The organism is Ramlibacter pallidus (assembly GCF_015070875.1).
In the GTDB taxonomy this organism is placed as follows: Bacteria; Pseudomonadota; Gammaproteobacteria; order Burkholderiales; family Burkholderiaceae_C; genus Ramlibacter; species Ramlibacter pallidus.
This window is the reverse complement of the sequence record NZ_JADDIV010000003.1, coordinates 399,681-424,198: the sequence shown is the minus strand read 5'-3', so window position 1 is coordinate 424,198 and position 24,518 is coordinate 399,681. Positions and strand designations below refer to the sequence as shown.

General features: G+C 69.2%; 27 protein-coding genes. 18 read left to right on the top strand and 9 right to left on the bottom strand.

The window, feature by feature from the left end; genetic code table 11:
• Positions 1 to 29 precede the first annotated feature (29 nt).
• On the bottom strand, positions 30 to 2,267 hold the full coding sequence (locus tag IM787_RS11225) for an NADP-dependent isocitrate dehydrogenase (protein WP_193676748.1): 2,238 nt from the start codon (positions 2,265 to 2,267) through the stop codon (positions 30 to 32).
• A gap of 135 nt (positions 2,268 to 2,402) precedes the next feature.
• Positions 2,403 to 3,659, bottom strand: coding sequence for an NADP-dependent isocitrate dehydrogenase (gene icd / locus IM787_RS11220; RefSeq protein WP_193676747.1), 1,257 nt, complete (start codon positions 3,657 to 3,659; stop codon positions 2,403 to 2,405).
• Between the two features lie 146 nt (positions 3,660 to 3,805).
• Between icd and IM787_RS21770 the strand changes: the two genes are divergently transcribed.
• From IM787_RS21770 to IM787_RS11205, 3 genes are all read left to right on the top strand, one after another.
• Entirely contained in the window at positions 3,806 to 4,093 is a 288-nt protein-coding gene (locus IM787_RS21770) for a hypothetical protein (RefSeq protein ID WP_354004398.1), read from the top strand.
• Positions 4,094 to 4,274: 181 nt separating this feature from the next.
• Positions 4,275 to 4,508, top strand: a complete 234-nt coding sequence (locus IM787_RS11210; RefSeq protein WP_193676746.1) for a hypothetical protein — start codon at positions 4,275 to 4,277, stop codon at positions 4,506 to 4,508.
• 64 nt (positions 4,509 to 4,572) lie between these two features.
• Positions 4,573 to 5,022 (top strand): DUF192 domain-containing protein, encoded by a 450-nt coding sequence (locus tag IM787_RS11205; RefSeq protein WP_193676745.1) that lies wholly within the window; start codon positions 4,573 to 4,575, stop codon positions 5,020 to 5,022.
• A 107-nt stretch (positions 5,023 to 5,129) separates the two neighbouring features.
• On the opposite strand, the gene IM787_RS11200 is transcribed toward IM787_RS11205, so the two are convergent.
• A complete protein-coding gene (locus tag IM787_RS11200; protein ID WP_193676744.1) occupies positions 5,130 to 5,711 on the bottom strand; it encodes a superoxide dismutase in 582 nt (193 codons plus the stop codon).
• A gap of 43 nt (positions 5,712 to 5,754) precedes the next feature.
• Complete coding sequence (gene xseA, locus IM787_RS11195; protein ID WP_227494272.1) at positions 5,755 to 7,059, bottom strand: exodeoxyribonuclease VII large subunit; 1,305 nt, start codon at positions 7,057 to 7,059, stop codon at positions 5,755 to 5,757.
• A gap of 351 nt (positions 7,060 to 7,410) precedes the next feature.
• Between xseA and IM787_RS11190 the strand changes: the two genes are divergently transcribed.
• The 6 genes from IM787_RS11190 (at position 7,411) to adk (ending at position 11,179) form a co-directional block, all read left to right on the top strand.
• Positions 7,411 to 8,046, top strand: a complete 636-nt coding sequence (locus tag IM787_RS11190; protein ID WP_193676743.1) for a MotA/TolQ/ExbB proton channel family protein — start codon at positions 7,411 to 7,413, stop codon at positions 8,044 to 8,046.
• Positions 8,043 to 8,471, top strand: a complete 429-nt coding sequence (locus tag IM787_RS11185) for an ExbD/TolR family protein (protein ID WP_193676742.1) — start codon at positions 8,043 to 8,045, stop codon at positions 8,469 to 8,471. Before IM787_RS11190 ends, IM787_RS11185 begins: the two co-directional genes overlap by 4 nt.
• A 29-nt stretch (positions 8,472 to 8,500) precedes the next feature.
• Positions 8,501 to 9,469 carry a tetraacyldisaccharide 4'-kinase gene (lpxK, locus tag IM787_RS11180; protein WP_193677110.1) on the top strand — a complete coding sequence of 323 codons (969 nt, stop codon included), beginning with the start codon at positions 8,501 to 8,503 and terminating at the stop codon, positions 9,467 to 9,469.
• Positions 9,450 to 9,656 (top strand): Trm112 family protein, encoded by a 207-nt coding sequence (locus tag IM787_RS11175; RefSeq protein WP_193676741.1) that lies wholly within the window; start codon positions 9,450 to 9,452, stop codon positions 9,654 to 9,656. Before lpxK ends, IM787_RS11175 begins: the two co-directional genes overlap by 20 nt.
• 7 nt (positions 9,657 to 9,663) lie before the next feature.
• A complete protein-coding gene (gene kdsB / locus IM787_RS11170; protein WP_193676740.1) occupies positions 9,664 to 10,416 on the top strand; it encodes a 3-deoxy-manno-octulosonate cytidylyltransferase in 753 nt (250 codons plus the stop codon).
• Between the two features lie 106 nt (positions 10,417 to 10,522).
• Complete coding sequence (gene adk / locus IM787_RS11165; protein WP_193676739.1) at positions 10,523 to 11,179, top strand: adenylate kinase; 657 nt, start codon at positions 10,523 to 10,525, stop codon at positions 11,177 to 11,179.
• Position 11,180: 1 nt separating this feature from the next.
• Here the strand turns inward: adk and IM787_RS11160 are convergent, their stop codons facing one another.
• Genes IM787_RS11160 through IM787_RS11150 form a run of 3 tightly spaced genes read right to left on the bottom strand, consistent with a single transcriptional unit; the run spans position 11,181 to position 13,016 of the window.
• The gene (locus tag IM787_RS11160) at positions 11,181 to 11,645 is read right to left on the bottom strand and encodes a DUF6152 family protein (protein WP_193676738.1); all 465 of its coding nucleotides are present in this window, start codon (positions 11,643 to 11,645) and stop codon (positions 11,181 to 11,183) included.
• 16 nt (positions 11,646 to 11,661) lie between these two features.
• The gene (locus tag IM787_RS11155) at positions 11,662 to 12,081 is read right to left on the bottom strand and encodes a hypothetical protein (protein ID WP_193676737.1); all 420 of its coding nucleotides are present in this window, start codon (positions 12,079 to 12,081) and stop codon (positions 11,662 to 11,664) included.
• A complete protein-coding gene (locus tag IM787_RS11150; protein WP_193676736.1) occupies positions 12,081 to 13,016 on the bottom strand; it encodes an asparaginase in 936 nt (311 codons plus the stop codon). Before IM787_RS11150 ends, IM787_RS11155 begins: the two co-directional genes overlap by 1 nt.
• An 82-nt stretch (positions 13,017 to 13,098) precedes the next feature.
• Between IM787_RS11150 and lexA the strand changes: the two genes are divergently transcribed.
• Both lexA and IM787_RS11140 read left to right on the top strand, forming a co-directional pair.
• Entirely contained in the window at positions 13,099 to 13,773 is a 675-nt protein-coding gene (lexA, locus tag IM787_RS11145; protein WP_193676735.1) for a transcriptional repressor LexA, read from the top strand.
• Between the two features lie 114 nt (positions 13,774 to 13,887).
• On the top strand, positions 13,888 to 14,178 hold the full coding sequence (locus IM787_RS11140; protein WP_193676734.1) for a hypothetical protein: 291 nt from the start codon (positions 13,888 to 13,890) through the stop codon (positions 14,176 to 14,178).
• A gap of 7 nt (positions 14,179 to 14,185) precedes the next feature.
• Here IM787_RS11140 and IM787_RS11135 read toward each other — a convergent pair whose 3' ends face one another.
• Positions 14,186 to 14,701, bottom strand: coding sequence for a DUF1993 domain-containing protein (locus tag IM787_RS11135; protein ID WP_193676733.1), 516 nt, complete (start codon positions 14,699 to 14,701; stop codon positions 14,186 to 14,188).
• Between the two features lie 96 nt (positions 14,702 to 14,797).
• Here IM787_RS11135 and IM787_RS11130 point away from each other — a divergent pair, with 96 nt between their 5' ends.
• Together IM787_RS11130 and IM787_RS11125 are read left to right on the top strand one after the other, a co-directional pair.
• A complete protein-coding gene (locus tag IM787_RS11130) occupies positions 14,798 to 15,805 on the top strand; it encodes a D-2-hydroxyacid dehydrogenase family protein (protein WP_193676732.1) in 1,008 nt (335 codons plus the stop codon).
• 7 nt (positions 15,806 to 15,812) lie between these two features.
• Positions 15,813 to 17,000 (top strand): MFS transporter, encoded by a 1,188-nt coding sequence (locus IM787_RS11125; protein WP_227494271.1) that lies wholly within the window; start codon positions 15,813 to 15,815, stop codon positions 16,998 to 17,000.
• 9 nt (positions 17,001 to 17,009) lie between these two features.
• Here IM787_RS11125 and IM787_RS11120 read toward each other — a convergent pair whose 3' ends face one another.
• A complete protein-coding gene (locus IM787_RS11120) occupies positions 17,010 to 18,932 on the bottom strand; it encodes a hypothetical protein (RefSeq protein ID WP_193676731.1) in 1,923 nt (640 codons plus the stop codon).
• Between the two features lie 85 nt (positions 18,933 to 19,017).
• Between IM787_RS11120 and IM787_RS11115 the strand changes: the two genes are divergently transcribed.
• Genes IM787_RS11115 through IM787_RS11095 form a run of 5 tightly spaced genes read left to right on the top strand, consistent with a single transcriptional unit; the run spans position 19,018 to position 24,503 of the window.
• The gene (locus IM787_RS11115) at positions 19,018 to 20,538 is read left to right on the top strand and encodes a 3-hydroxyacyl-CoA dehydrogenase (protein ID WP_193676730.1); all 1,521 of its coding nucleotides are present in this window, start codon (positions 19,018 to 19,020) and stop codon (positions 20,536 to 20,538) included.
• Positions 20,539 to 20,540: 2 nt separating this feature from the next.
• Positions 20,541 to 21,320, top strand: coding sequence for an oxepin-CoA hydrolase, alternative type (locus tag IM787_RS11110; RefSeq protein ID WP_193676729.1), 780 nt, complete (start codon positions 20,541 to 20,543; stop codon positions 21,318 to 21,320).
• 52 nt (positions 21,321 to 21,372) lie between these two features.
• The gene (locus IM787_RS11105) at positions 21,373 to 22,092 is read left to right on the top strand and encodes a Crp/Fnr family transcriptional regulator (RefSeq protein ID WP_193676728.1); all 720 of its coding nucleotides are present in this window, start codon (positions 21,373 to 21,375) and stop codon (positions 22,090 to 22,092) included.
• A gap of 6 nt (positions 22,093 to 22,098) precedes the next feature.
• Positions 22,099 to 23,202 (top strand): phosphotransferase, encoded by a 1,104-nt coding sequence (locus tag IM787_RS11100; protein WP_193676727.1) that lies wholly within the window; start codon positions 22,099 to 22,101, stop codon positions 23,200 to 23,202.
• A 26-nt stretch (positions 23,203 to 23,228) separates the two neighbouring features.
• Positions 23,229 to 24,503 carry an acyl-CoA dehydrogenase family protein gene (locus IM787_RS11095; protein WP_193676726.1) on the top strand — a complete coding sequence of 425 codons (1,275 nt, stop codon included), beginning with the start codon at positions 23,229 to 23,231 and terminating at the stop codon, positions 24,501 to 24,503.
• Positions 24,504 to 24,518 lie beyond the last annotated feature (15 nt).

Here is a 24,518-nt window from a genome sequence, read left to right as displayed (position 1 = left end):
GCCGGAGCCGGCGCGGCGGGAGGGGCGCCTCAGGCCTGCGCGGCCGCCAGCGCCTTGTTGAAGGTCTCGCTGGGGCGCATCACCGCGGTGACCTTGGCGCGGTCCGGGAAGTAGTAGCCGCCGATGTCGACCGGCTTGCCCTGCACCGCATTGAGCTCGTCGACGATCTTCTGCTCGTTGTCCGCGAGCGCTGTGGCCAGCGGCGCGAAGCGCGCGGCCAGCTCCTTGTCCTCGCCCTGGGCGGCCAGCGCCTGCGCCCAGTACAGCGTCAGGTAGAACTGGCTGCCGCGGTTGTCCAGCTGGCCGGTCTTGGGCGACGGGCCCTTGTTGTTCTCCAGCAGCTTGCCGGTGGCGGCGTCGAGCGCGTCGGCAACGACCTTCGCCTTGGCGTTGCCGGTCTTGAGGCCTTCGTCCTCGAGGCTCACCGCCAGGGCCAGGAACTCGCCGAGCGAATCCCAGCGCAGGTGGTTCTCCTCCACCAGCTGCTGCACGTGCTTCGGCGCCGAGCCGCCCGCGCCGGTCTCGTACATGCCGCCGCCCGCCATCAGCGGCACGATGGACAGCATCTTGGCGCTGGTGCCCAGCTCCATGATGGGGAACAGGTCGGTCAGGTAGTCGCGCAGGATGTTGCCGGTGACGCTGATGGTGTCCTTGCCGCGCATCACGCGCTCCAGCGTGTAGCGCATGGCGCGCACCTGGCTCATCACCTTGATGGTGAGCCCGTTCGTGTCGTGCTCCGCCAGGTACTTCGCGACCTTCTTGCGCAGTTCCGACTCGTGCGGACGGTAGTTGTCCAGCCAGAACACCGCTTCCATGCCGGAGTTGCGGGCGCGCGTGACGGCCAGCTTCACCCAGTCGCGGATCGCGGCGTCCTTGACCTGGCACATGCGCCAGATGTCGCCCTGCTCCACGTTCTGCGTCAGCAGCACCTCGCCGGTGGCCAGGTCGGTGATGTTGGCGACGCCGTCTTCCGGCACCTCGAAGGTCTTGTCGTGCGAGCCGTATTCCTCGGCCTGCTGCGCCATCAGGCCCACGTTGGGCACCGTGCCCATGGTCTTCGGGTCGAAGTTGCCGTGCCACTTGCAGAAGTTGATGATCTCCTGGTAGATGCGGGCGAAGGTCGACTCCGGGATCACCGCCTTGACTTCCTTCAGGCGGCCGTCGGCGCCGTACATCTTGCCGCCGGCGCGGATCATGGCCGGCATGGAGGCGTCGACGATCACGTCGTTGGGCGAATGGAAGTTGGTGATGCCCTTGGCCGAATCCACCATCGCCAGCGCCGGACGGTTCTCCAGGCAGGCATGCAGGTCGCGCTTGATCTCGTCCTGCTGCGACTGCGGCAGCGCGGAGATCTTGTCGTACAGGTTGGCCATGCCGTTGTTGACGTTCACGCCCAGCTCGTCGAACAGCTTGCCGTGCTTCTCGAAGGCTTCCTTGTAGAAAGCGCGCACGCAGTGGCCGAACACGATGGGGTGCGAGACCTTCATCATGGTGGCCTTCACGTGCAGCGAGAACATCACGCCGGTGTTCTTGGCGTCCTCGATCTGCTTCTCGTAGAAGGCGATCAGCGCCTTCTTGCCCATGAACATCGAGTCGATGATCTCGCCTTCCAGCAGCGAAACCTTCGGCTTGAGGATGATGGTCTTGCCCGACTTCGTCACCAGCTCCATCTTGACGTCGCGCGCCTTGTCGAGCGTCATCGACTTCTCGCTGGCGTAGAAGTCGCCGCCGACCATGTGCGAGACGTGCGTGCGCGAGGCCTGGCTCCACTCCGCCATGCTGTGCGGGTTCTTGCGTGCGTACTCCTTGACGGCGCGCGGCGCGCGGCGGTCGGAGTTGCCTTCGCGCAGCACCGGATTGACCGCGGAGCCCAGCACCTTGCCGTAGCGCTGGCGGATGGCTTTCTCCTCGTCCGTCTTCGGGCTCTCCGGATACTCGGGAACCATGTAGCCCCGTGCGCGCAGCTCGCGGATCGCGCCCACCAGCTGGTTCTGCGAGGCGCTGATGTTCGGCAGCTTGATGATGTTGGCATCCGGCTGCAGCGTCTTCCTGCCCAGCTCCGCCAGCGTGTTGGCCACTTTCTGCTGCTCGGAGAGGAACTCGGGGAATTCGCCGAGGATGCGGTTGGCCACGGAGATGTCGCTCTCCACCACCTCGATGCCTGCGGCCGCGGCGAAGGTCCGCACGATCGGCAGGAAGGAGTGCGTCGCCAGGTACGGCGCTTCGTCGGTCAGCGTGTAGATGATCTTGGAACGGTCGGCAGCCAAGGGGTGTCTCTCTGGAAGGTTGTGGGGGGCGCAGGCGCCACGATGCGAGCCGCTATTTTAGGCTGTGGAACGGGATGGGCTTTCCGGGCAAGAAAAAAGCCGCCCCGGGGCGGCTTGGCGCGAGGGCGGCGGCGCTCACATGTGGTCGATCATCACCTGGCCGAAGCCCGAGCAGCTGACCTGCGTCGCGCCGTCCATGAGGCGGGCGAAGTCGTAGGTGACCTTCTTCGACAGGATCGCCTTCTCGAGGGAGCTGATGATCAGATCGGCTGCTTCGGTCCAGCCCATGTGGCGCAGCATCATCTCGGCCGAGAGGATCTCGGAGCCGGGGTTCACGTAGTCCTTGCCCGCGTACTTGGGCGCCGTGCCGTGGGTGGCCTCGAACATCGCGACGGAGTCGCTCATGTTGGCGCCGGGCGCGATGCCGATGCCGCCGACCTGCGCGGCCAGCGCGTCCGAGATGTAGTCGCCGTTCAGGTTCAGCGTGGCGACCACGCTGTACTCCGCCGGGCGCAGCAGGATCTGCTGCAGGAAGGCGTCGGCGATCGCGTCCTTGACGGTGATGTCCTTGCCGGTGCGCGGATTCCTGAACTTCATCCAGGGGCCGCCGTCGATCTCCACCGCGCCGAATTCCTTCTTGGCCAGGGCGTAGCCCCAGTCGCGGAAGCCGCCTTCGGTGAACTTCATGATGTTGCCCTTGTGCACCAGCGTCACCGAGGGCCTGTCGTTGTCGATCGCGTACTGGAAGGCCTTGCGCACCAGGCGCTCGGTGCCCTCGATGGACACCGGCTTGATGCCGATCGCGGAGGTGGCCGGGAACCGGATCTTCTTGACGCCCATTTCCTTCGTCAGGAAGTCGATGACCTTCTTCGCCTTCTCGGTGCCCGCCTCGTACTCGATGCCGGCGTAGATGTCCTCCGAGTTCTCGCGGAAGATGACCATGTTGGTCTTCTCGGGTTCCTTCAGCGGCGAAGGCACGCCCTTGAAGTACTGGATCGGGCGCAGGCACACGTAAAGATCGAGTTCCTGCCGCAGGGCGACGTTCAGCGAGCGGATGCCGCCGCCCACCGGCGTGGTCAGCGGGCCCTTGATGGAGACCACGTACTCGCGCGACGCTTCCAGGGTCTCGTCGGGCAGCCAGACGTCGGGGCCGTACACGCGGGTGGCCTTCTCGCCGGCGAACATCTCCATCCAGTGGATCTTCTTCTGGCCCCCGTAGGACTTCGCGACCGCCGCGTCCACCACCTTCAGCATCACCGGCGTGATGTCGACGCCGGTGCCGTCGCCCTCGATGTACGGGATGATCGGCTGGTCCGGCACGTTCAGGGACATGTCGGCGTTGACGGTGATCTTCTGGCCCTGGGAAGGGACCTTGATGTGCTGGTAGGCCATGAGGGAAATTCTAGCGGTGAAACTTTGCCGCCTCCGCCACGGCCTTGCCGCACACGGCCGTGTCAACCGGCAGGCGGACTGCCGCGTTGGCGGGAGGTCTGACACCCGTCAGGCGATTTCCAAAACAGACCCTGAAGGAAAAAACCATGTCCAAGCTGCTTGCCGCCCTGATCGCCGGCCTGTTCTCCGCCGCCGTGTTCGCCCAGGCGACCCCCGCGACCCCGGCCACGCCCGCGACCCCGGCTGCGCCGGCCGCCAAGGCCGAAGCCAAGAAGGAAGACAAGGCCGCCGCCAAGACCGAGAAGAAGGAAGAGAAGGCCGCTGCGAAGACGGAGAAGAAGGAAGAGAAGGCCGCCGCCAAGACCGAGAAGAAGTCGACCAAGAAGGCCGCCGCCAAGAAGGAAGAAGCCAAGAAGGAAGAGAAGAAGTCCTGATCGACTTCGGAAGTTCTCGCGAAAGCCCGCTCCGGCGGGCTTTTTCTTTGGTGCGGGTTCCTCGGTGAATACCCTGAAGGACGAAGGCGGGGTCAACGCCGCCGGCGAACGCCTCGTTACGTGAAGGCCCACCGGGGTCCCCCGGCGGCCCAACCACCCGGAACCACCGAAAGGACCTCCCATGCGCAAGCTCCTCGCCGCCCTGATCGCCGGCCTGTTCTCCGCCGCCGTGTTCGCGCAGGCCACGCCCGCGACGCCGGCCACTCCCGCGACCCCGGCTGCTCCGGCCGCCAAGGCCGAAGCCAAGAAGGACGACAAGGCCGCCGCCAAGACGGAGAAGAAGGCCGCCAAGTCCACCAAGAAGACCGCCAAGAAGGATGCCAAGGCCGACGCCAAGGCCGAAAAGAAGTCCTGATCCCGGCTTCGTTTCGCTGACGATGCCCGCCGCGCGCGGGCATTTTCACGTCCGCCTTGCGACAATGCTTCCCATGCTCAAGCCTTTTGCCTTCGCCCTCTCCTTGGCCTTCGCGGCTGCCGCCGCTTCCGCCCAGGAACCGCAGATGAACCTGCCGCGCGTGAAGCTCGCCGCCGGCATGCACCAGATCGACGCCCAGGTGGCGGCCACGCCGGACCAGCGCATGACGGGGCTGATGCACCGCAAGGAGATGCCGCAGCACGAAGGCATGCTGTTCGTCTTCGAGATGCCTTCGCAGCAGTGCTTCTGGATGAAGAACACCCTGCTGCCGCTGTCCATCGCGTTCGTGGCGGACGACGGCACGATCGTCAACATCGACGAAATGGCCCCCCAGACGCTCGACTCGCACTGCTCCGTGAAGCCGGTGCGCTACGTGCTGGAGATGAACAAGGGGTGGTTCGCCCGGAAGGGCATCAAGGCGGGCGACAAGCTGGCCGGACAGCCGTTCAAGTGAGCCTTCGTCATTCCCGCGCAGGCGGGGACCCAGGGCATCCATGAGAAAAGGGCCGCAACGCGGCCCTTTCTTTCGACTCCGGCTCCCCGCCTCCGCGGGGAGGACGCTCAACCGAAGTTCTTCGCGGCGAAGTCCCAGTTGACCAGCTTGTCCAGGAAGGTCTCGACGAACTTGGGCCGCAGGTTGCGGTAGTCGATGTAGTACGCGTGCTCCCACACGTCGACGGTCAGCACCGCCTTGTCGGCGGTGGTGAGCGGCGTGCCGGCCGCGCCCGTGTTGACGATGTCGACGGTGCCGTCCGGCTTCTTCACCAGCCAGGTCCAGCCCGATCCGAAGTTGCCGACGGCGGACTTCACGAAGGCCTCGCGGAAGGCCTGGTAGCTGCCCCACTTGGCGTTGATCGCCTGCGCCAGCGCGCCGGTGGGCTCGCCGCCGCCATTGGGCTTCATGCAATTCCAGAAGAAGGTGTGGTTCCACACCTGCGCGGAGTTGTTGTAGATCGCGCCCGAGGACTTCTTGATGATGTCCTCCAGCGGCATGTTCTCGAACTCGGTGCCCTTCTGCAGGTTGTTCAGGTTCACCACGTACGCGTTGTGGTGCTTGCCGTGGTGGTACTCGAGGGTTTCCTGCGAGTAGTGGGGCGCCAGCGCGTCGATGGGATACGGCAGGGGGGGCAGGACGTGTTCCATGGCTCTTCTTTCCTTGTGGGCTGTGGTATCGAACGGGCCGATTCTAGGCGGGAGCGCCGGGGCCGGGCTGCACGCGCAGATCAACCTCGCCATCGGCAAGGGCGGCCCGCACCGCCTGCCCGGGCTGCGCCTGCGCGACACTGGTGATCGCGTGGCCGGAAGCCGCATCGGTCAGCAGCGCATAGCCGCGCTGCAGCACCAGGCGCGGGTCGAGCAGCTGCAGGCGCATCTCGAGGCGTTCCACGCGGCGCTCCGACCGGGCCATGCGCTCGGCCAGGCCGGCACGCAGGCGCTCCTCCGCGCGCGCGAGCTGGTCGTGCGCGCGCTGGCCGCGCGCACCCAGTGCGAACCGCAGGCGCTGCGCCTGCCGCTCGATGCGCAGGTGCTGCTGGGCCGTGCGCGTCGACGGCCGCCCGAGGTGCGCCGCGGCCTGGTCGAGGCGCTGGCTGGCGCGGTCGAGCCGGCGCCAAGTCGCGTCCTGCAGGCGCTCGTGCAGCAGCCCGAGCGCGGACACCCAGGTTTCCAGCGGCTGCGCGGCCAGTTCCGCGGCGGCGGTCGGGGTCGGCGCCCGCAGGTCGGCGCAGAAGTCCGCGATGGTGAAGTCGGTCTCGTGGCCGACGCCGCTCACGAGAGGGACCGGGCTGCGCACGATCGTGCGTGCCAGCTGTTCGTCGTTGAACGCCCAGAGGTCCTCGATCGAGCCGCCGCCGCGCACCAGCAGGATCACGTCGATCGTGCCCTGCGCGGCCACGCCGTAGAGCGACTCCAGCGCGCCCACGAGTTCGGCCGGCGCCTGCGATCCCTGCACGGCCGCAGGGGCGAGGACCACCGGCACGTGCGGCGCGCGCCGCCGCAGGCAGGTCACGACGTCGTGCAGGGCCGCGGCGCCCAGCGACGTGGCGATGCCGATGCCGCGCGGCAGCAACGGCAGCTCGCGCTTGCGGGCGGCATCGAACAGGCCTTCCGCTTCCAGCAGGGCCTTCAGGCGCAGGAACTGCTCGAACAGCGCGCCCTGCCCGGCCCGCCGCATGCTCTCCACGACCAGCTGCAGGTCACCGCGTTGCTCGTAGACGCCGAGGCGACCCGTCACCTCCACCAGCTCGCCGTCGCGCGGCGAGAAGGTGAGCATGCCGGCCGAGCGGCGGAACATCGCGCAGCGCACCTGCCCCTGCGCGTCCTTGAGCTGGAAGTAGCAGTGGCCGCTGGCCGCACGGGAGAAGCCGGAGATCTCGCCCCGCACCGCCACCGGGTTGAAGCGCGCCTCCAGCGCATCGGCCACCGCGCGGCAAAGCGCGCCCACGGCCCACACCCGCCGGGCCGGCGCGGGGAAGGGATCGCCGTCCGTCAACAAACTGCCTTCGATCAAGGGTAAACCCGATGGAAATTCATCCACAGCGCGCGATGCGCTGGCTGGGGCCCCATCGCTTCCGCGCAAACGCTGATTTTTCCGAGCAAGTGCTTGATTCCAAAAGAGAATTTCCTGCTCATTTGGTCATCGATCTGTCACGGTGAAGCATCGGCGCGGGCTGGCGGGGGTGGGAGGGGGATTTCTCAACAAAGTTATCCACAACTTTTGTGAGTGTCGTCCTACGGCCACGGCATCACGTCCTACACCATGAAACACCGCGATAATCCGCCGCACGCAAGGCGCGGAAAACGCGCCTCCGAAGCAGTTCTGAGACCCCGGCGGAGACCCCCTTTGCTTTCGATCATACAAGCCGCAGGCTGGCCGATCTGGCCGCTGGTTGCCTGCTCCATCCTGGCCATGGCCCTCATCATCGAGCGCTTCCTGAGCCTCAAGACGGGCAAGATCGCCCCGCCCAAGCTGCTCGACGAAGCGCTGGCGGTCTCCCGGACCTCGGTGCCGTCGCCGGATGTGGTCCGCCAGCTCGAGCAGAACTCGGCGCTGGGCGAAGTCCTGGCCAGCGGTTTCCGCGCGCTGAACTCCGATCCCCGCTGCAGCGAGGCCGACCTGCGCGCCAGCATGGAAAGCAGCGGCCGCGCGGTCGCCCACCGGCTGGAGCGCTACCTGAACGCACTGGCCACCATCGCTTCCGCGGCGCCGCTGCTGGGGCTGCTGGGCACCGTCATCGGCATGATCGAGATCTTCGGCTCGCAGGCCCCCACCGCCGGCGGGGCCCCGGGCGGCAACCCGGCGCAGCTGGCGCACGGCATCTCGGTCGCCCTGTACAACACGGCCTTCGGCCTGATCGTCGCGATCCCGGCGCTGATCTTCTGGCGCTACTTCCGCGGCCGCGTCGACGAGTACCTGCTCACGCTGGAGCTCGCCTCGGAACGCTTCGCCCGCCACCTCGTCCAGCTGCGCAGGGCATGAACTTCCGTCCCCGCGCCAAGGAAGAACCGGAGATCAACCTGATCCCGTTCATCGACGTGCTGCTGGTGGTGCTGATCTTCCTGATGCTGACCACCACGTACAGCAAGTTCACCGAGATGCAGCTGAAGCTGCCCGTGGCCGACACCGAGGCGCAGCGCGACTATCCCAAGGAAGTCGTCGTGGCCGTGTCCGCCGACGGGCGCTACATGATCAACAAGCAGCCGGTGGCCGGCCGCACGCCCGATGCCATCTCGGCGTCCCTGCTCGAGGCGGCCAAGGCCGGCAAGGAATCCGTGGTGATCATCAGCGCCGACGCGGCGGCCACGCACCAGTCGGTGATCACGGTGATGGAAGCGGCCCGCCGGGTCGGGCTCACGCAGATCACGTTCGCCACGCAATCGTCCGCGCAAGCCGGGGCGAAGTAGGCGTGCGCGAGGTGCTGCAGCGCACCTGGATGCGGCGCCGCGCGGCGGCCTGGGCGCTGCTCCCGGTGTCGCTCGCGTACGGGGGCCTCGTCGCCCTTCACCATGCCCTCTATGCCAGCGGCCTGAAGAAGCGCTATCGCGCGCGGGTGCCCGTGGTCGTGATCGGCAACGTCGTCGCCGGCGGCGCCGGCAAGACACCCGTCGTGCTGGAAACGGTGGAACACCTGCGCGGCCGCGGACTGTCCGTGGGCGTGGTGTCGCGCGGCTACGGCCGCAGTGACGGCGGCTGCCACGAGGTGCGGCCCGACGACGACCCCGCCCGCACGGGGGACGAGCCGCTCCTGCTGCGGCGCCGGTCCGGCGTGCCGGTGTTCGTCGCCGCGCGGCGCGCCGAAGCCGCCGAAGCGCTGCTGCAGGCGTATCCACGCACGCACGTGATCGTCAGCGACGACGGCCTGCAGCACCACGCCCTGGCGCGGGACATCGAGGTGTGCGTCTTCGACGCGCGTGGCGTGGGCAACGGCTTCCTCCTGCCGGCCGGGCCGCTGCGCGAACCCTGGCCGCGGCCCGTCGACTTCGTGCTGACCCACGGCGGTTTCCGCGGTGTGCCCGGCCATGCGATGCAACGCACCCTGGCCGCCTTCGCGCAGCGCGCGGACGGCACCAAGCGGCTGCTGGTGGAGTTCCGCGGCACGCCCTTCCACGCGCTCGCGGGCATCGCCCGGCCGGACACCTTCTTCACGATGCTGCGCGAAGCGGGCCTGGAGCCCGCGGTGACGCACGCGCTGCCGGACCACCATGGTTTCGCCGACGCGGACCGGCTTCCGCGCGACGCCGTGCTCCTCTGCACGGAGAAGGACGCCGTGAAGCTGTGGCGCCTGCGGCCCGACGCCTGGGCGGTGCCGCTGCAGCTGGCGATCCCCGATTCGTTCTGGCGGCCGTTCGACCGCCTGCTGGACGCGCGGCTATCATCGCCGCATGGATCCCCGCCTCCTTGAGCTGCTCGTCTGCCCGGTGACCAAGGGCCCGCTGGACTACGACCGCGAACGCCAGGAACTGCTCTCGCGCAGCGCCCGCCTGGCCTACCCGATCCGCGACGGCATCCCGGTGCTGCTCGAGGAAGAGTCCCGCACGCTCAGCGACGAGGAGCTCGAGCGCCTGCCCCCGCGCACCCCGCTCGTCTGATCCGCGCGTGAGCTTCACCGTCCTGATCCCGGCGCGGCTGGCGTCGACCCGCCTGCCCGACAAGCCGCTGGCCGACATCGCCGGCCTGCCCATGGTCGTGCGCGTTGCGCAACGCGCGGAGCAGTCGTCCGCCGGCCAGGTGATCGTCGCTGCGGACAGCAAACGCATCGCCGATGCCTGCAGCGAACACGGCGTGCGCGCGGTGCTGACGCGGCCCGACCATCCTTCCGGCAGCGACCGGCTGGCCGAAGCCTGCGAGCAGCTCGGCCTGGACCGCGACGACGTCGTGGTCAACGTGCAGGGCGACGAGCCGCTGATCGACCCCGCGCTGATCGATGCCGTCGCCGGGCTGCTGCAGCAGCGGCGCGAGGCCAGCATGAGCACCGCGGCGCATCCCATCGCCAGCGTGGGCGAGTTCACCAACCCGAACGTGGTGAAGGTCGTGCTGCAGGCCGACGGACTGGCGCTGTACTTCAGCCGCGCGCCGATCCCCTGGTGGCGCGACGGCTTCGCGGCCGGCGTGCAGGCGCTGCCCGATCCGGCGCCGTTGCGCCACGTCGGCATCTACGGCTACCGCGCCGGATTCCTGCGCGCCTTCCCGCGCTTGCCCCAGGCGCCCGTCGAATCGTGCGAGGCGCTCGAGCAGTTGCGCGCGCTCTGGCACGGCCACCGCATCGCCGTGCACGTCACTTCCACCGCACCCGGCGCGGGGGTCGATACGCCCGAGGACCTGGAGCGCGTGCGGCGCCTGTTCGCGTAAGTTCCCCGCGAGGGGTGCGTGCTATCCTCCCGGCCAACAGGCGCGAAGGCGGGCCCTGCGGCCGCGGCCCGCAGTGCCGAGCGATTCTGAACCATCCGAGGACTCCATGAGACTGATCCTGTTGGGCGCGCCTGGCGCCGGCAAAGGCACGCAGGCCGCATTTCTCTGCCAGAAGTACGGCATCCCGCAGATCTCCACCGGCGACATGTTGAGGGCCGCGGTCAAGGCCGGCACCCCGCTGGGGCTGGCCGCGAAGAAGGTGATGGACTCGGGGGCGCTGGTCAGCGACGACATCATCATCGGCCTCGTGAAGGAACGCCTTGCCCAACCCGATTGCGCCAAGGGCTTCCTCTTCGACGGGTTCCCGCGCACCATCCCGCAGGCGGAGGCGATGAAGAACGCGGGCGTCAAGATCGACTGCGTGCTGGAGATCGACGTGCCCTTCGAGGCCATCGTCGAGCGCATGAGCGGCCGCCGCTCGCACCCCGCCTCGGGCCGCACGTACCACGTGAAGTTCAATCCGCCCAAGGTCGAAGGCCGCGACGACGAGACCGGCGAGCCGCTGATCCAGCGCGACGACGACCGCGAGGAGACGGTGCAAAAGCGCCTGCAGGTCTATGCCGACCAGACGCGCCCGCTGGTGGAGTACTACGCCAGCTGGGCCAAGGCCGACCCGGCCCAGGCGCCCCGCGTGCGCAAGATCGACGGCATGGGGACCGTCGAGGAGATCACCGCGCGGGCGCTGAAGGCGCTGGCGAGCTGACTCAGGCCGGGCTGGACCGCAGCCCGTAGGCCTTGCCGTCCACGAACAGGTACTCCGCGCGCAGGATCGGCTCGCCCTTCTCTTCCTTGAAGGTGAAGCCGAGCACGCCGACCGTGGCCCCCGCCTTGATCGGCTCGACCTTCCACGCTTCCAGCCGCGTGAGCGGCGCCAGTTCGATCTCCCAGCGCCGGTCCTTGCGCGTCGGCGCCGCGGCCTTGGCCAGCAGCGCCTTGCCGTCGACGGAAGCGGATTGCGCGGGGATCGGCCGCGTGGCCAGGTCGGCAGGCAGGCGGTAGTCCGTCGGCAGTTCCAGCACCAGTTCGGCGTGCGGGTTCTGCCACTTCACCGAGGCGACGCGCCCTTGCAGGAACAGCGGGCGGTCCTGGTCGAAGCTGCTCCAGCCGTGGTGGGCACGCGCGGCCAGCGGCAGCGCCGCGGCGGCGATCAGGAAAGGTCGGCGTTTCATCATCGGGTACTCCTGTTCATTGGTAGGCGATCCAGCGGCCGCAGGCGAGCACGGCGAGCCAGAGCAGGGTCGACGTGACCATCAGCAGCTTCGCGACAGTGTCGCAGCGCGTCAGCGAGCCGCGGGCGTGGAACCAGGCCGCATTGCAACCGGCCGTGAAAAGCAGCAGCATCTTCAGGGTGAATGCGCGGTTGGCGAGCAGTTCGCCGGCCTGCGACGCGAACATCGCCAGGCCGGATGCGGCCGCGAGCGAAAAGCCGGCCACCGCCGTGCCGAGCGCCAGCCGTGCCAGCGGCAGCACGGGCAGCGCCGCACCCCGCCCGAAGACGCGCAGCTCCAGCAGCACGAGGTTGCCCAGCAGCAGCGCGATGCCGGAGATGTGGACGATCTCCAGGGCCGGGTAGGCCCACGGATGGGTCTGCAGGCCGGCGAACATCAGGCCATCAGCTCCAGCATGAGGGCAATGCGCGCCTGCAACGGCGAGAGCCCGCCCGCCGCCGGGAGCCGGTCCGCGGCATGCGCCAGCACGCGGCCTTGCGCGCAACGCGAACTGCGCCGCACGGCGACGCCGCGGTCCTGTGCCTGCAGCAGCGCCTCCTCCAGCGCGTGGTGCAGCGTGCCGTTGCCCGTGGCGGCGACCACCAGGCCCTGCACGCCATCGGCGACCAGCGCGCGCACGATCGCGCCGCCGGCGCCGGCGTGGCTCGTGACGATCTCCACTCGCGGCCAGCGGGCCGGCTCCGGCAGGGTGGCCACCGCGCGCGCAGGCGCGCCCTGCAACCAGGCGCGCAACTGGCGCAGCCTTCCAGCTTCGACGTAGGCGAGCACGCCGGCGTCGCCCGAGCTGAAGGCATCGAGCCGCGTGCCGTGTTCCTTGCGCACGTCCACCGGCCCGTGCACGGCGCCGGCGAACACCACGCTCACGCCCTGGGCCCCGCGCGTGGACGCGACGAGCACGGCATCGGCGAGGTTGCCCGGGCCGTCCGGTGCCGCGGCCGTTGCCGGGCGCATGGCGCCCGTCAGGACGACGGGCTTCGCCGGTGCGAGCACCGATTGCAGGAAGAAGGCCGTTTCCTCCATCGTGTCGGTGCCGTGGGTGACCACGATGCCCGCCACGTCCGCCTGCGCAAGCCAGTGCGCGCAGCGCGCGGCGAGATCGCGCCAGACCGCGAAGTCCATGTCCTTGCTGTCGATCTGGGCGACCTGCTCCGCCACCAGTTGCAGGCCTTCGGCGGCCCCGACACCCTGGAGCAGTTCCGCGATCCCGAGCTCCGCCGCCCGATAGCCGACCGCGTCCGCCGGCGAAGTCGCCCGCCCGGCGATCGTCCCGCCGGTGCCCAGTACCACGATTCTTTGCCCGCTCACTTGCATTCCCGCCCAAACTGTTCAAAAATACAGATACTGGATATCAACACAGTAAACCTTCCCTGCAGCGCACTCCGAGGAGCCCGCCATGATGGAAACGCCCAAGCTGACCGCCCGCCAGCAACAGATTCTGGACCTGATCCAGAGCGCCATCGCGCGCACGGGCGCGCCGCCCACGCGCGCCGAGATCGCGGCCGAACTCGGGTTCAAGTCCGCCAACGCGGCCGAAGAACACCTGCAGGCCCTCGCGCGCAAGGGCGTCATCGAACTCGTGAGCGGCACCTCGCGCGGCATCCGGCTCAAGGGCGATGCGCTGCGTTCCATCCACGAGTCGCGCATCAAGCAGTTCCAGCTGCCGCTGCAGGGCTTGGCGCAGCTGGCGCTGCCGCTGGTGGGCCGTGTCGCGGCGGGCTCGCCGATCCTCGCGCAGGAACACGTCGACCAGACCTACTACGTCGAAAGCGGGCTGTTCCAGCGCCGGCCCGACTACCTGCTCAAGGTGCGCGGCATGTCGATGCGCGACGCCGGCATCATGGATGGCGACCTGCTCGCGGTGCAGGCCACCCGCGACGCCAAGAACGGCCAGATCATCGTGGCGCGCCTCGGTGAAGACGTCACCGTCAAGCGCTTCCGCCGCAACAAGCACCTCATCGAGCTGCACGCGGAAAACCCGGACTACCCCACGATCGTGGTGGAGCCCGGCGAGCCCTTCGAAGTCGAGGGTATCGCGGTCGGGCTGATCCGCAACACGATGCTCATGTAACCCCCCGCGGCGACGCAGGTGGCAGGCGTATGGCGAGGCATCGCCATCACCCTGCGGCCGCCGCATTCCCGAATGAATCCTGCCTGTGTGCCAAACCAATCCAGGAGCTGTCACATGGCAACCGCATTCCTTCCCCTCGCCAACCTGTTCGCCGCACTGCAGGAGTTCGCCGCCTGGTTCGCCCCGCGCCCCGCGCCCGTGCCTTGCGTCGCCGTCCGCGCGACGCCGCCACGGCCCGTGCCGCAAACCGCAGCACGCATGCCGGCCAAGCCGCTGCGCGTGGTGCGGGTGTTCGAACCGAGCACGCCGCGGGCAGGCGCCGGCCGCATGGTGATCTCCGGCCGCATGGCGGACGTTTGCGCGGAACTCGAACGCCTGGCCGCGCAGGAGGCCCGCGGCCGCTGACAAGGGCTCAGCGCTGCGCGCCGGCCAGGTAATCGGACTTGCCCAGGTCCACGCCGTTGTGGCGCAGGATCGCATAGGCCGTCGTCACGTGGAAGAAGAAGTTGGGCAGCGCCCAGGTGGTGAGATAGGCCTGCGAGGTCATGGTGCGCGTCTTGTCGCGGCCGACCGGGAAGGTGATCTCCTTGTCTTCCGTGCCGTCCAGCGCACTTGCCGGCACGCTGCCCAGGTAGTCCAGCGTCTTCTGGATGCGCGCCTTCAGCTCGGCGAAGGTCTGCTCGTTGTCCTCGAACTTCGGCGCTTCCACGCCGGAGACGCGCGCCACGCACAGCTTCGCCGCGTCGCAGGCGATCAGGACCTGGCGCGTGAAAGGCAGCATGTCGGGGGCGAGCCGGGCGGTGGTCAGCACGGCGCTTTCGAACTTGCGGGCCTGCGCGTTCGCCTCCCCCTTGTCCAGGAAGTGCTGCAGGTTGCGCAGCATGTGCTGGAAGACCGGCACGCTCGCCGCGTACATCGACATCGCCATGGAATCCCTCTTTCTCTTCGGTGGAAAGGCCGCATGCTAGCGCCGGCCGGACAGCCTTGCCGGCGGCGGGTCGGCGCCCGAGGCACAATCGAGGAAATGAACATCGTGATCCTCGACGATTACCAGGACGCGGTCCGCAAGCTGCAGTGCGCGTCCAAGCTGGAAGCCTATCCGGCCAAGGTCTTCACCAACACCGTCAAGGGGATCGGGCAACTCTCCGTGCGGCTGCGCGACGCCGACGTGATCGTCCTGATCCGCGAGCGCACCGCCATCAGCCGCCAGCTGGTGGAGAAGCTGCCGAAGCTCAAGCTGATCTCCCAGACCGGGCGCGTCGGGGCGCACATCGACATCGAGGCCTGCACCGAACGCGGCATCGCCGTGGCGGAGGGCGTGGGGTCGCCGATCGCTCCGGCGGAACTCACCTGGGCCTTGATCATGACGGCCATGCGCCGGCTGCCGCAGTACATCAGCAGCCTCAAGCACGGCGCCTGGCAGCAGTCGGGCATGAAGTCCGCGTCCATGCCCCCCAACTTCGGGGTCGGCATGGTGCTGCGCGGCAAGACGCTGGGCATCTGGGGCTACGGCAAGATCGGGCAGCTGGTCGCCGGCTACGGCAAGGCCTTCGGCATGCGCGTGGTGGTCTGGGGCAGCCCCGAAGCCCGCAGCAAGGCGGAAGCGGACGGGCTGGTCGCGGCACCCAGCCGCGAAGCGCTCTTCACCGAAAGCGACGTCCTCAGCCTGCACCTGCGCCTGAACGAGGAAACCTTCGGCATCGTGAAGCTCGAGGACCTGAACCGCATGAAGCCGACTTCGCTGCTGGTGAACACCTCGCGCGCCGAGCTGATCGAGCCGGAGGCGCTGATCGCCGCACTGAACCGCGGCCGTCCCGGGATGGCGGCGATCGACGTGTTCGAAAGCGAGCCGATCCTGCAGGGCCATGCGCTGCTGCGGCTGGAGAACTGCATCTGCACGCCGCACATCGGCTACGTGGAGCAGGAAAGCTACGAGCTGTATTTCGGCGCGGCATTCGACAACGTCGTGAACTTCATCCGCGGCACGCCGACCAACATCGTCAACCCCGGCGCACTGCAGGTGCGTCGCTGAACGCCGCATGACGGCACTGAGCGCCGGGCGCGGCGTCCCCGGCACGTCGATGCCGCCGGTGCTCTGGACGCTCCTGTTCGGCAACTTCGTGATCGGCACGGGCGTGATGTCCGTGGCCGGGACGCTCAACGAGATCAGCAGCAGCCTGGAAGTGTCGGTCGCCACGGCTGGCCAGCTGATCTCGGTGGGCGCCCTGCTGATGTGCGTCGGTGCGCCGCTGATGGCGGCCTTCGTCGCCGGCTGGGACCGCCGCCGTCTGCTCGCGCTGTCGATGGCCTGGTACGCCGTCCTGCACGCGGCCTGCGCCTTCGCGCCGGATTTCGCCTGGCTGCTCGCGCTGCGCGTGCTCGCGCTCGTGCCGCCGGCGATCTTCACCCCGCAAGCCGCGGCTTCGGTCGGCATGCTGGTGCCCCCGGAGCAGCGTGGCCGGGCGATCACCTTCATCTTCCTCGGCTGGTCGCTCGCCTCGGTGCTGGGCATGCCGATCAGCGCCTTCGTCGGCGGCACCTTCGGATGGCGCAGCGCCTTCTGGGTCGTGGCCGCGCTCAGCGTTGTCAGTGCGGTCTGGGTCTGGCGCACCGTGCCGGACGGCGTGAAGCCCCCTGCCCTCTCGCTGGCCGCGTGGAAGGAAACCTTCCGCTCCAAGGCGCTGATGACCGGCGTGCTGGTCACCGTGCTGTGCGGTGCCGGCCAGTTCGTGCTGTTCTCCTACTTCGCGCCCTACTTCAAGCAGAAGCTCGGGACGACGCCCGGCGAGCTGGGCCTGCTGTTCATGTGGTTCGGCGCCTTCGGCCTGGCCGGCAACATGCTGATGGCGCGCTACATCGACCGGGTCGGCGCGCCCGCGGCGGTGATGGTGGGCCTGGGCCTCATCGCCGTGACGCTGGCGCTCTTCCCGCTGGGCACCTCGCTGTGGCTGGCGGCGATCGTCAACGTGCCCTGGGCGCTGGGGTGCTTCTCCTCCAACTCGGCGCAGCAGGCGCGGCTGGTCGGCATCGCGCCGGCGCTGGCCTCGGCGACGGTCGCACTGAACTCGTCCGCGATCTACGCCGGGCAGGCCATCGGCGCGGCCGCGGGCGGATGGCTGATCGTGCGCGGCGGCATGGATTCGCTGCACTGGGCCGGGCTGGCCGCGTTGCTGGCCGCGATGGCCGCGAGCGCCCTGGCGGCCCGGTACGCGCGCCAGGGTCGCTGAAGCGAACGCTCAGCGGCGCCGGCCCGGCGGCGCGTCCAGTGGGCTGCGCTCGCTGATGTCGAACTCCAGCGGGGGCAGTTCGGCCGGTCCTGCATCGCCGAGGTCGATGTCGACGCCCAGCCGCGGCGTGGACGGCGGGATCAGCAGCGCCTCCGGGTCCTCCGCAGCGCGGACCGGCATGTCGAGGGCGTTCAAGGGCTGGAGCGAAGTGTCCGACGTGCCGGTGCCCGGGGCCGCCCGCGTTCCCTCGGGCATCAGTTCACGCGCCACGTGGTACAGCAGCACGAGCTCGCGGTAGGCCTCCAGGCTGAACGGCTCCGCGCCAGGCAGACCGGGCTTGCGGAAGATGGCTTCCTCGATCACGTCCAGGACGCGCGGGGTGCCCCACAGGGCCTCGATGCGGCTCAAGGCGCGGCCATAGTTCTCGAGCGGCGCGCTCGGCTGGTCGAACTGCTCGAACTCCGGCACCTGCACCGTGAAGTGCTCGCCGAACTCGCGGCGCAGCCGCTCGAACTCCGTCCGCTTGCCGAGGCGGTGGTACAGCTCGAAGAGGTCCAGCCAGGGCAGCGCACTGGTGTCCACCTGGTCGTGGACGTGGGCCTCGAGCACCGCCATCGCCTGCTCGGGCTCGCCGATCGACAGGAAGAAGTCGGCCTTGTCGTGCACGTCGAGGAGTTCCTCCACGCCCACCATCCGGACGCTGCCGCCGCGGCTGGTCTGGTACTCGTCGCCCGGACCCCAGGTAGAGGGTGGGCCGGATCGGGCCCTGCCCGTCTTCTTCGGCGCAGTGGAGGCGGCCGGTGCAGCCGGTGCTGCCGTCGCGGCGGGTGCGGGCAGCGCGACCAGACCGGCCTTCGCTGCCTTGGCGGGACGTGCCGTCGCGGCGGGCGCGGCCGCCGCGGCCATGCCGCCCGTGCTCCCTGGCTCCCCCGCGTGCGTGTCCGCCGGCGATCCGGGCTGGTCCGCGAACCAGCGGCCCACGCGCGCCATGCGCCTGGCGCGGTGCCAGCGCCAGGCCAGACCGGCCAGCATCGCGGCAAGCGCCGCCGACAGGCCCATCACCAGCCAGGTGACGCTGCTGCGCTGGTCGCGCGCCTGTTCGACCTGCGCACGCATCTGGGCCACCGCGGCTGCGTTCTGCTGGCTGGAGGCACGCAGCGACTTCAGTTCGCGTTCGGCGTTCTCCAGCCGCAGTGCCTCCTGCAGCGCCTGGTCCGGGGTCTTCTGCAGCGCTTGCCACAGTGCGGCGGCGGCTTCACGCCGGCCCGCGTCGCCCGTCACGGCGGTGAGGAGGCTGGCGGTCATGCGCAGGACCGGGTTGCCTTCCGGCAGGCCCTCCGGCGTGGTCAGCTCCAGGCGGGACTGCGCGGGTGCCGGCGCACGCGCCGCGGCACGCGGGGCGGCGGGAGCGGCCGGCACGGGCGCTCTTGCTGCCGGCGGTGACGCCGGCAGGGCAGGTTCGGTCCGCAGCCGCGCGGCTGCGGGTGCCGGCACCGTCGGCGCGGGACTGGCGACGGGCGCCTGCGGCACGGGCGCAGGCACGAGCGGGGCACTGGCTTCGTTCCGCGCCGGCACTTCGGCCAGCAGGACGTAGCTGCGCTGGGTGGCCTGCCGGCAGCCCACGCGCAGGTTCAGCGTGACGGCCGGTTCGTACACGGGGAGCGGCGAGGCGATGCGCAGCACGCCTTCGCCGCCGCCACGAGGGACCCATTGCACCGACGGCGCCCGCACGCGGCTCTCGCCGTGCAGGAGCTCGGCGCTCGCACAGGGCGAGTCCTCGCCGGGATCGAGGGTGACGGGGACGCTGAGTTCGAGCGGCCGGCCCAGCAGCACGCCGCCGGCGGCGGAGCCGAGGGTCAGGGCCGGGGCCTGGCACGCCAGCGATGCTCCGCACGCGACAGCCAGGGTGCGGAAAGTAACTGGGTGCAACATTGGGGTGCCATTCTTAGGCAAGGCCTGCTGGGTGGCAAGGGCGCCGTGCGCGGAAGCGACGCCTGCCGGCAACGATAATCCGCCGATGGAGACCCGTTACAAGACGATTGGCGTGGCTGGTGCCGGCGCCATGGGACGCGGCATCGCGCAGATCGCCGCCCAGGCCGGCAGCACCGTGCTGCTGTATGACACCCAACCCGCGGCCGTGCAGAGCGCCCTGCAGGAACTCGGCACCCAATGGGACCGCCTGCTGGAGAAAGGCCGCATGGAGGCGGCAGCCGTGCAGGCGGCCAAGGAGCGGCTGCGGCCCGCCGGCAGCCTGCAGGACCTCGCCGGCTGCGACCTCGTGGTGGAGGCCGTGATCGAGCGGCTGGAGGTCAAGCGGGCGCTGTTCGCCGAACTTGAAGCGATCCTGACGACCGACGCCGTGCTGGCCACCAACACCTCGTCGCTGTCGGTCACGGCCATCGCCGCCGGCCTGAAACACCCCGGCCGCGTCGCCGGTTACCACTTCTTCAACCCCGTCCCGCTGATGAAGGTGGTGGAGGTCATCGCCGGCCTCAAGACCGATCCGGACGTCTGCGAAGGACTCACGGCGTACGCCCGGCAGATGGGCCACACGCCGGTGCAGGCGCAGGACACGCCGGGCTTCATCGTCAACCACGCGGGCCGCGGCTACAACACGGAAGCCCTGCGGATCGCCAGCGAGGGCGTCGCCGATTTCGCCACGATCGACCGCATCCTGCGCGACCAGGTCGGCTTCAAGCTCGGCCCGTTCGAACTGATGGACCTGACCGGCCTGGACGTCTCGCACCCGGTGATGGAATCGGTGTACCGCCAGTACTACGACGAACCGCGCTACCGACCCAATGTGATGACCGCGCAGCGGCTGGCGGGCAACGTGCTCGGGCGCAAGACCGGGGAAGGCTTCTACCGCTATCCCGAGGGCAAGCAGCAGGTACCGGCCGAACCCCCGGCCCCGAAGGTCGACGAACTGCCGCCGGTGTGGGTGTCCACGCGCGCCGCGCGCCGGCCTGAGCTGTTCCAGCTGCTCAAGGACCTGGGCGCCCGGGTCGAAACCGGCCAGTCCGCATCGGCGCAGGCCCTCACGCTGGTGGCACCGCTCGGGTTCGACGTCACGACGGTGGCGGTCGTGGAGCGCCTGGACCCCGCGCGCACCGTCGGCATCGACATGCTCGTCGAGGATGCCGCCACGAAACGCCGCGTGCTGGCCACCAACCCCGCCACGCGTGCCGACATGCGCGATGCGGCCCATGCGCTGTTCGCGCGCGACGGCAAGCCGGTCAGCGTGATCCGCGATTCGGCCGGCTTCGTCACGCAGCGCGTCGTCGCCACGATCGTCAACATCGCCTCGGACATCTGCCAGCAGCGCATCTGCACGCCGAAGGACCTCGAGACCGCCGTCACGCTGGGCCTCGGCTATCCGCTCGGCCCCCTGGCGATGGGCGACCGCTGGGGCCCGACCAACATCCTGGAAGTGCTGTTCAACATGCAGACCGTCTACGGCGACCCGCGCTACCGCCCCAGCCCCTGGCTGCGCCGCCGCGGCGCGATCGGCCTGTCGCTGCTGCAGGAAGAATCCTGAACATGCCCGCAGAACTGCGCAGCACCAGCGAGGGGCGCACCATGGTGCTGACCCTCAGCAACCCCGAACACCGCAACGCCCTGGGGCCGGAGATCTATGCCGCGGGCGTGGAAGCCCTGAACGCGGCCGACAGCAACCCCGAGGTGCGCAGCGTGGTGATCACGGGCGCGGGCACCACCTTCTGCGCGGGCGGCAACCTGCAGCGCCTGCGCGACAACCGGCAGAAGCCGCCGGAGGTGCAGGCCCAGTCCATCGAGGGGCTGCACGGCTGGATCGAGGCGATCCGCACCTTCCCGAAACCGGTGATCGCCGCCGTCGAAGGCGCGGCAGCCGGCGCGGGCTTCTCGCTGGCGCTGGCCTGCGACCTCATCGTCGCCGCCGACAACGCGGTCTTCGTCATGGCGTACAGCACCGTGGCCCTGTCGCCGGACGGCGGCGGCAGCTGGAGCCTGGCACATGCGCTGCCGCGGCAACTCGCGAGCGAGCTGCTGATGTGCGGCGAGCGCATCTCCGCCGAGCGCCTGCACCAGCTCGGCGTCGTGAACCGCGTGACCCTCGCCGGTGGCGCGCTGGCGGAAGCGATGGCGCTGGCGGCGCGGCTGAACGACCGCGCGCCCAACGTCATGGCTTCGGTCAAGGAGCTCCTGGCCGACGCAGCGGGAGCGCCGCTGACGCGGCATCTCGCCAGCGAGCGCGACCACTTCGTGCGCAACCTGCACCACGCCAACGGCGGCATCGGCATCGAAGCCTTCCTCTCCAGGCAACCGCCGCGCTACGACTGAGCCGTCCCCCACGCGACAATCGGCGACGGCGCAGTCGCTCACAGGACAGACCATGGACGACCCCATTCTTACCATCGAGGAACGCGCGGCCATCAACAACGGCCGCTGGTTCTCCTCCCTTTCCCCCTCCCTGCGCCACGACATCCTGCGATGCGCCTTCGTCAAACGGTTCAAGGACGGCGACCTGATCTGCGCCCGCGGCGATGCGGCGGAGTCGTGGAGCGCCGTGGCCAAAGGTGCGGTGCGGGTCAGCTCGACGTCGATCACCGGCAAGCAGGTCACGCTGACGTACGTCGAGCCGGGAATCTGGTTCGGTGACGTCGCCATGTTCGACGGCGAACGCCGCACGCACGATGCCTATGCCCACGGGGACACGACGATGCTGATGGTGTCGCGCGCCGACGTGCAGAAAATCCTCGCGACGCACGTCGAGCTCTACGAAGCGCTGCTGCGCCTGCACGCGCGCCGCATCCGCCAGCTGTTCGGCCTGGTGGAGGACCTGAACACCCTGCCCTTGCGCGCCCGGCTGGCCAAGCAGCTGGCGCACCTGGTGCGCAGCTACGGCGTGCCCTCGCTGTCGGACGGCCGTGAGGTGCGCATCGGCCTGCAGCTCGCGCAGGAAGAACTCGCGCAGCTGCTCGGCGCCTCGCGCCAGCGCGTCAACCAGGAACTCAAGGCGATGGAACGCGAGGACGTGATCCGCATCGAGCCGGGCGGCCTGGTGGTGCGCGACCGCGACGCGCTCATGCGCATCGTCGAGACGGAACACTGAGCCGCCATGAGCGACACCTACGACCATTTCATCGGCACCCGGCCGGTCTCCGAAAAGCACGCCTTCGACACCGAAGCGCTGACGGCCTGGCTGGAGCGCAACCTCGAGGACTTCCGCGGCCCGCTGACGGTGGAGATGTTCAAGGGCGGGCAGTCCAACCCCACCTACAAGCTCGTCACGCCGCAACGCAGCTACGTGATGCGCTCCAAGCCCGGCCCGGTGGCGAAGCTGCTGCCCTCCGCCCATGCGGTCGAACGCGAGTTCGCCGTGATGGCCGGCCTGCACGGCACGGACGTGCCCGTGCCGCGGATGTACGGCCTGTGCGAGGACGAATCCGTGATCGGGCGCGCGTTCTACGTCATGGAGTTCATGCAGGGCCGCGTGCTGTGGGACCAGGCATTGCCGGGCATGACGCCCGCGCAGCGCGGCGAGATCTACGACGAGATGAACCGCGTGATCGCGGCGCTGCACACCGTGAAGTTCGCCGACCGCGGACTCGCCGGCTACGGCAAGCCGGGCAACTACTTCGAGCGGCAGATCGGCCGCTGGAGCAAGCAATACCGGGCCTCGGCCGACGGCGCCGGCCCCATGAGCCAGCCCATTCCGCAGATGGAAAAGCTCGTCGAGTGGCTGCCGGCGCACATCCCGGCGGCGGCGTGCGACGAAAGCAAGGTCTCCATCGTGCATGGCGACTATCGCCTGGACAACGTGATGTTCCACGCCAGCGAGCCACGCATCATCGCCGTGCTGGACTGGGAGCTCTCCACGCTTGGCCATCCGCTCGCGGACTTCAGCTACCACTGCATGGCCTGGCACATCCCGCATCCGGGCCGCGGCATCGGCGGACTCGACCACGCGGCGCTGGGCATCCCGAGCGAGGACGCCTACATGCGCCGGTATTGCGAGCGCGCCGGCCTGGCCACCGTCGACGAACTCAAGGCCGACTGGAATTTCTACATGGCCTACAACCTGTTCCGCATCGCCGCCATCCTGCAGGGCATCGCCAAGCGGGTGGAGGCCGGCACCGCGTCGAGCGCGCAGGCCGCGGCCTCCGCGGCCGGGGCGCGCCCGATGGCCGAACTCGCCTGGACCTTCGCCGAACGCGCCTGAACCCATTTCCCCAAGGAGCAACGCACATGGACTTCGACTACTCGCCCAAGACCCAGGAATTGCAGCAGCGGCTGCAGAAGTTCATGGACGACCACGTCTATCCCAACGAGAAGACGTACGAGCAGCAGCTGCACGCCAACACCCAGGCCGGCAAGCGCTGGTCGCCGCTGCCCATCATCGAGGAACTCAAGGCCAAGGCCCGCGCGGCGAACCTCTGGAACCTGTTCCTGCCGGTGGACACCGCGGAAGCCTCCGGCTACAAGGGCGCGGGCCTGACCAACCAGGAATACGCGCCGCTCGCCGAGATCATGGGCCGCGTGCAGTGGTCCAGCGAGGTGTTCAACTGTTCCGCGCCGGACACCGGCAACATGGAAACGATCGCCCGCTACGGCTCGGCCGAGATCAAGGAGCGCTGGCTCAAGCCGCTGCTCAATGGCGAGATCCGCTCCGCCTTCGCGATGACGGAGCCGGAAGTCGCCTCCTCCGACGCGACCAACATCTCCACCCGCATCGAGCGCCAGGGCGACAGTTACGTCATCAACGGCCACAAGTGGTGGATCTCCGGCGCGGCGGACCCGCGCTGCAAGGTCTTCATCACCATGGGCAAGACCGACCCCGAAGCGCCGCGCCACTCGCAGCAGAGCATGATCGTCGTGCCGGCCGACACGCCCGGCATCCGCATCGTCCGCCCGCTCAACGTCTTCGGCTACGACGACGCGCCGCACGGCCACGTCGAGATGTACTTCGAGAACGTGAAGGTGCCCGCCTCCAACATCCTGCTGGGGGAAGGCCGCGGCTTCGAGATCGCGCAGGGCCGCCTCGGCCCCGGCCGCATCCACCACTGCATGCGCCTGATCGGACTGGCCGAACGCGCGCTGGAACTGATGTGCCGGCGCGCGCTGTCGCGCACCGCCTTCGGCAAGACCGTCGCGCAGCAGACGGTGACGCAGGAGCGCATCGCCGAAGCCCGCTGCAAGATCGACATGGCCCGCCTGCTGACGCTCAAGGCCGCGTGGATGATGGACATGGCCGGCAACAAGGTCGCGCGCACCGAGATCGCGATGATCAAGGTGGTCGCGCCGAACATGGCCTGCCAGGTGATCGACTGGGCCATGCAGGTGCACGGCGGCGGCGGCGTCAGCGACGACTTCCCGCTGGCCCACGCCTACGCCGGTGCCCGCACCCTGCGCTTCGCGGACGGTCCGGACGAAGTGCACCGCAACGCCATCGCGAAGTGGGAGCTGGGCAAGTACGGCGCGTATGGTCGGGATGCGAACGCGCCGGTGACGCGCGGGTCCTGACCGCGTCATCCCCGC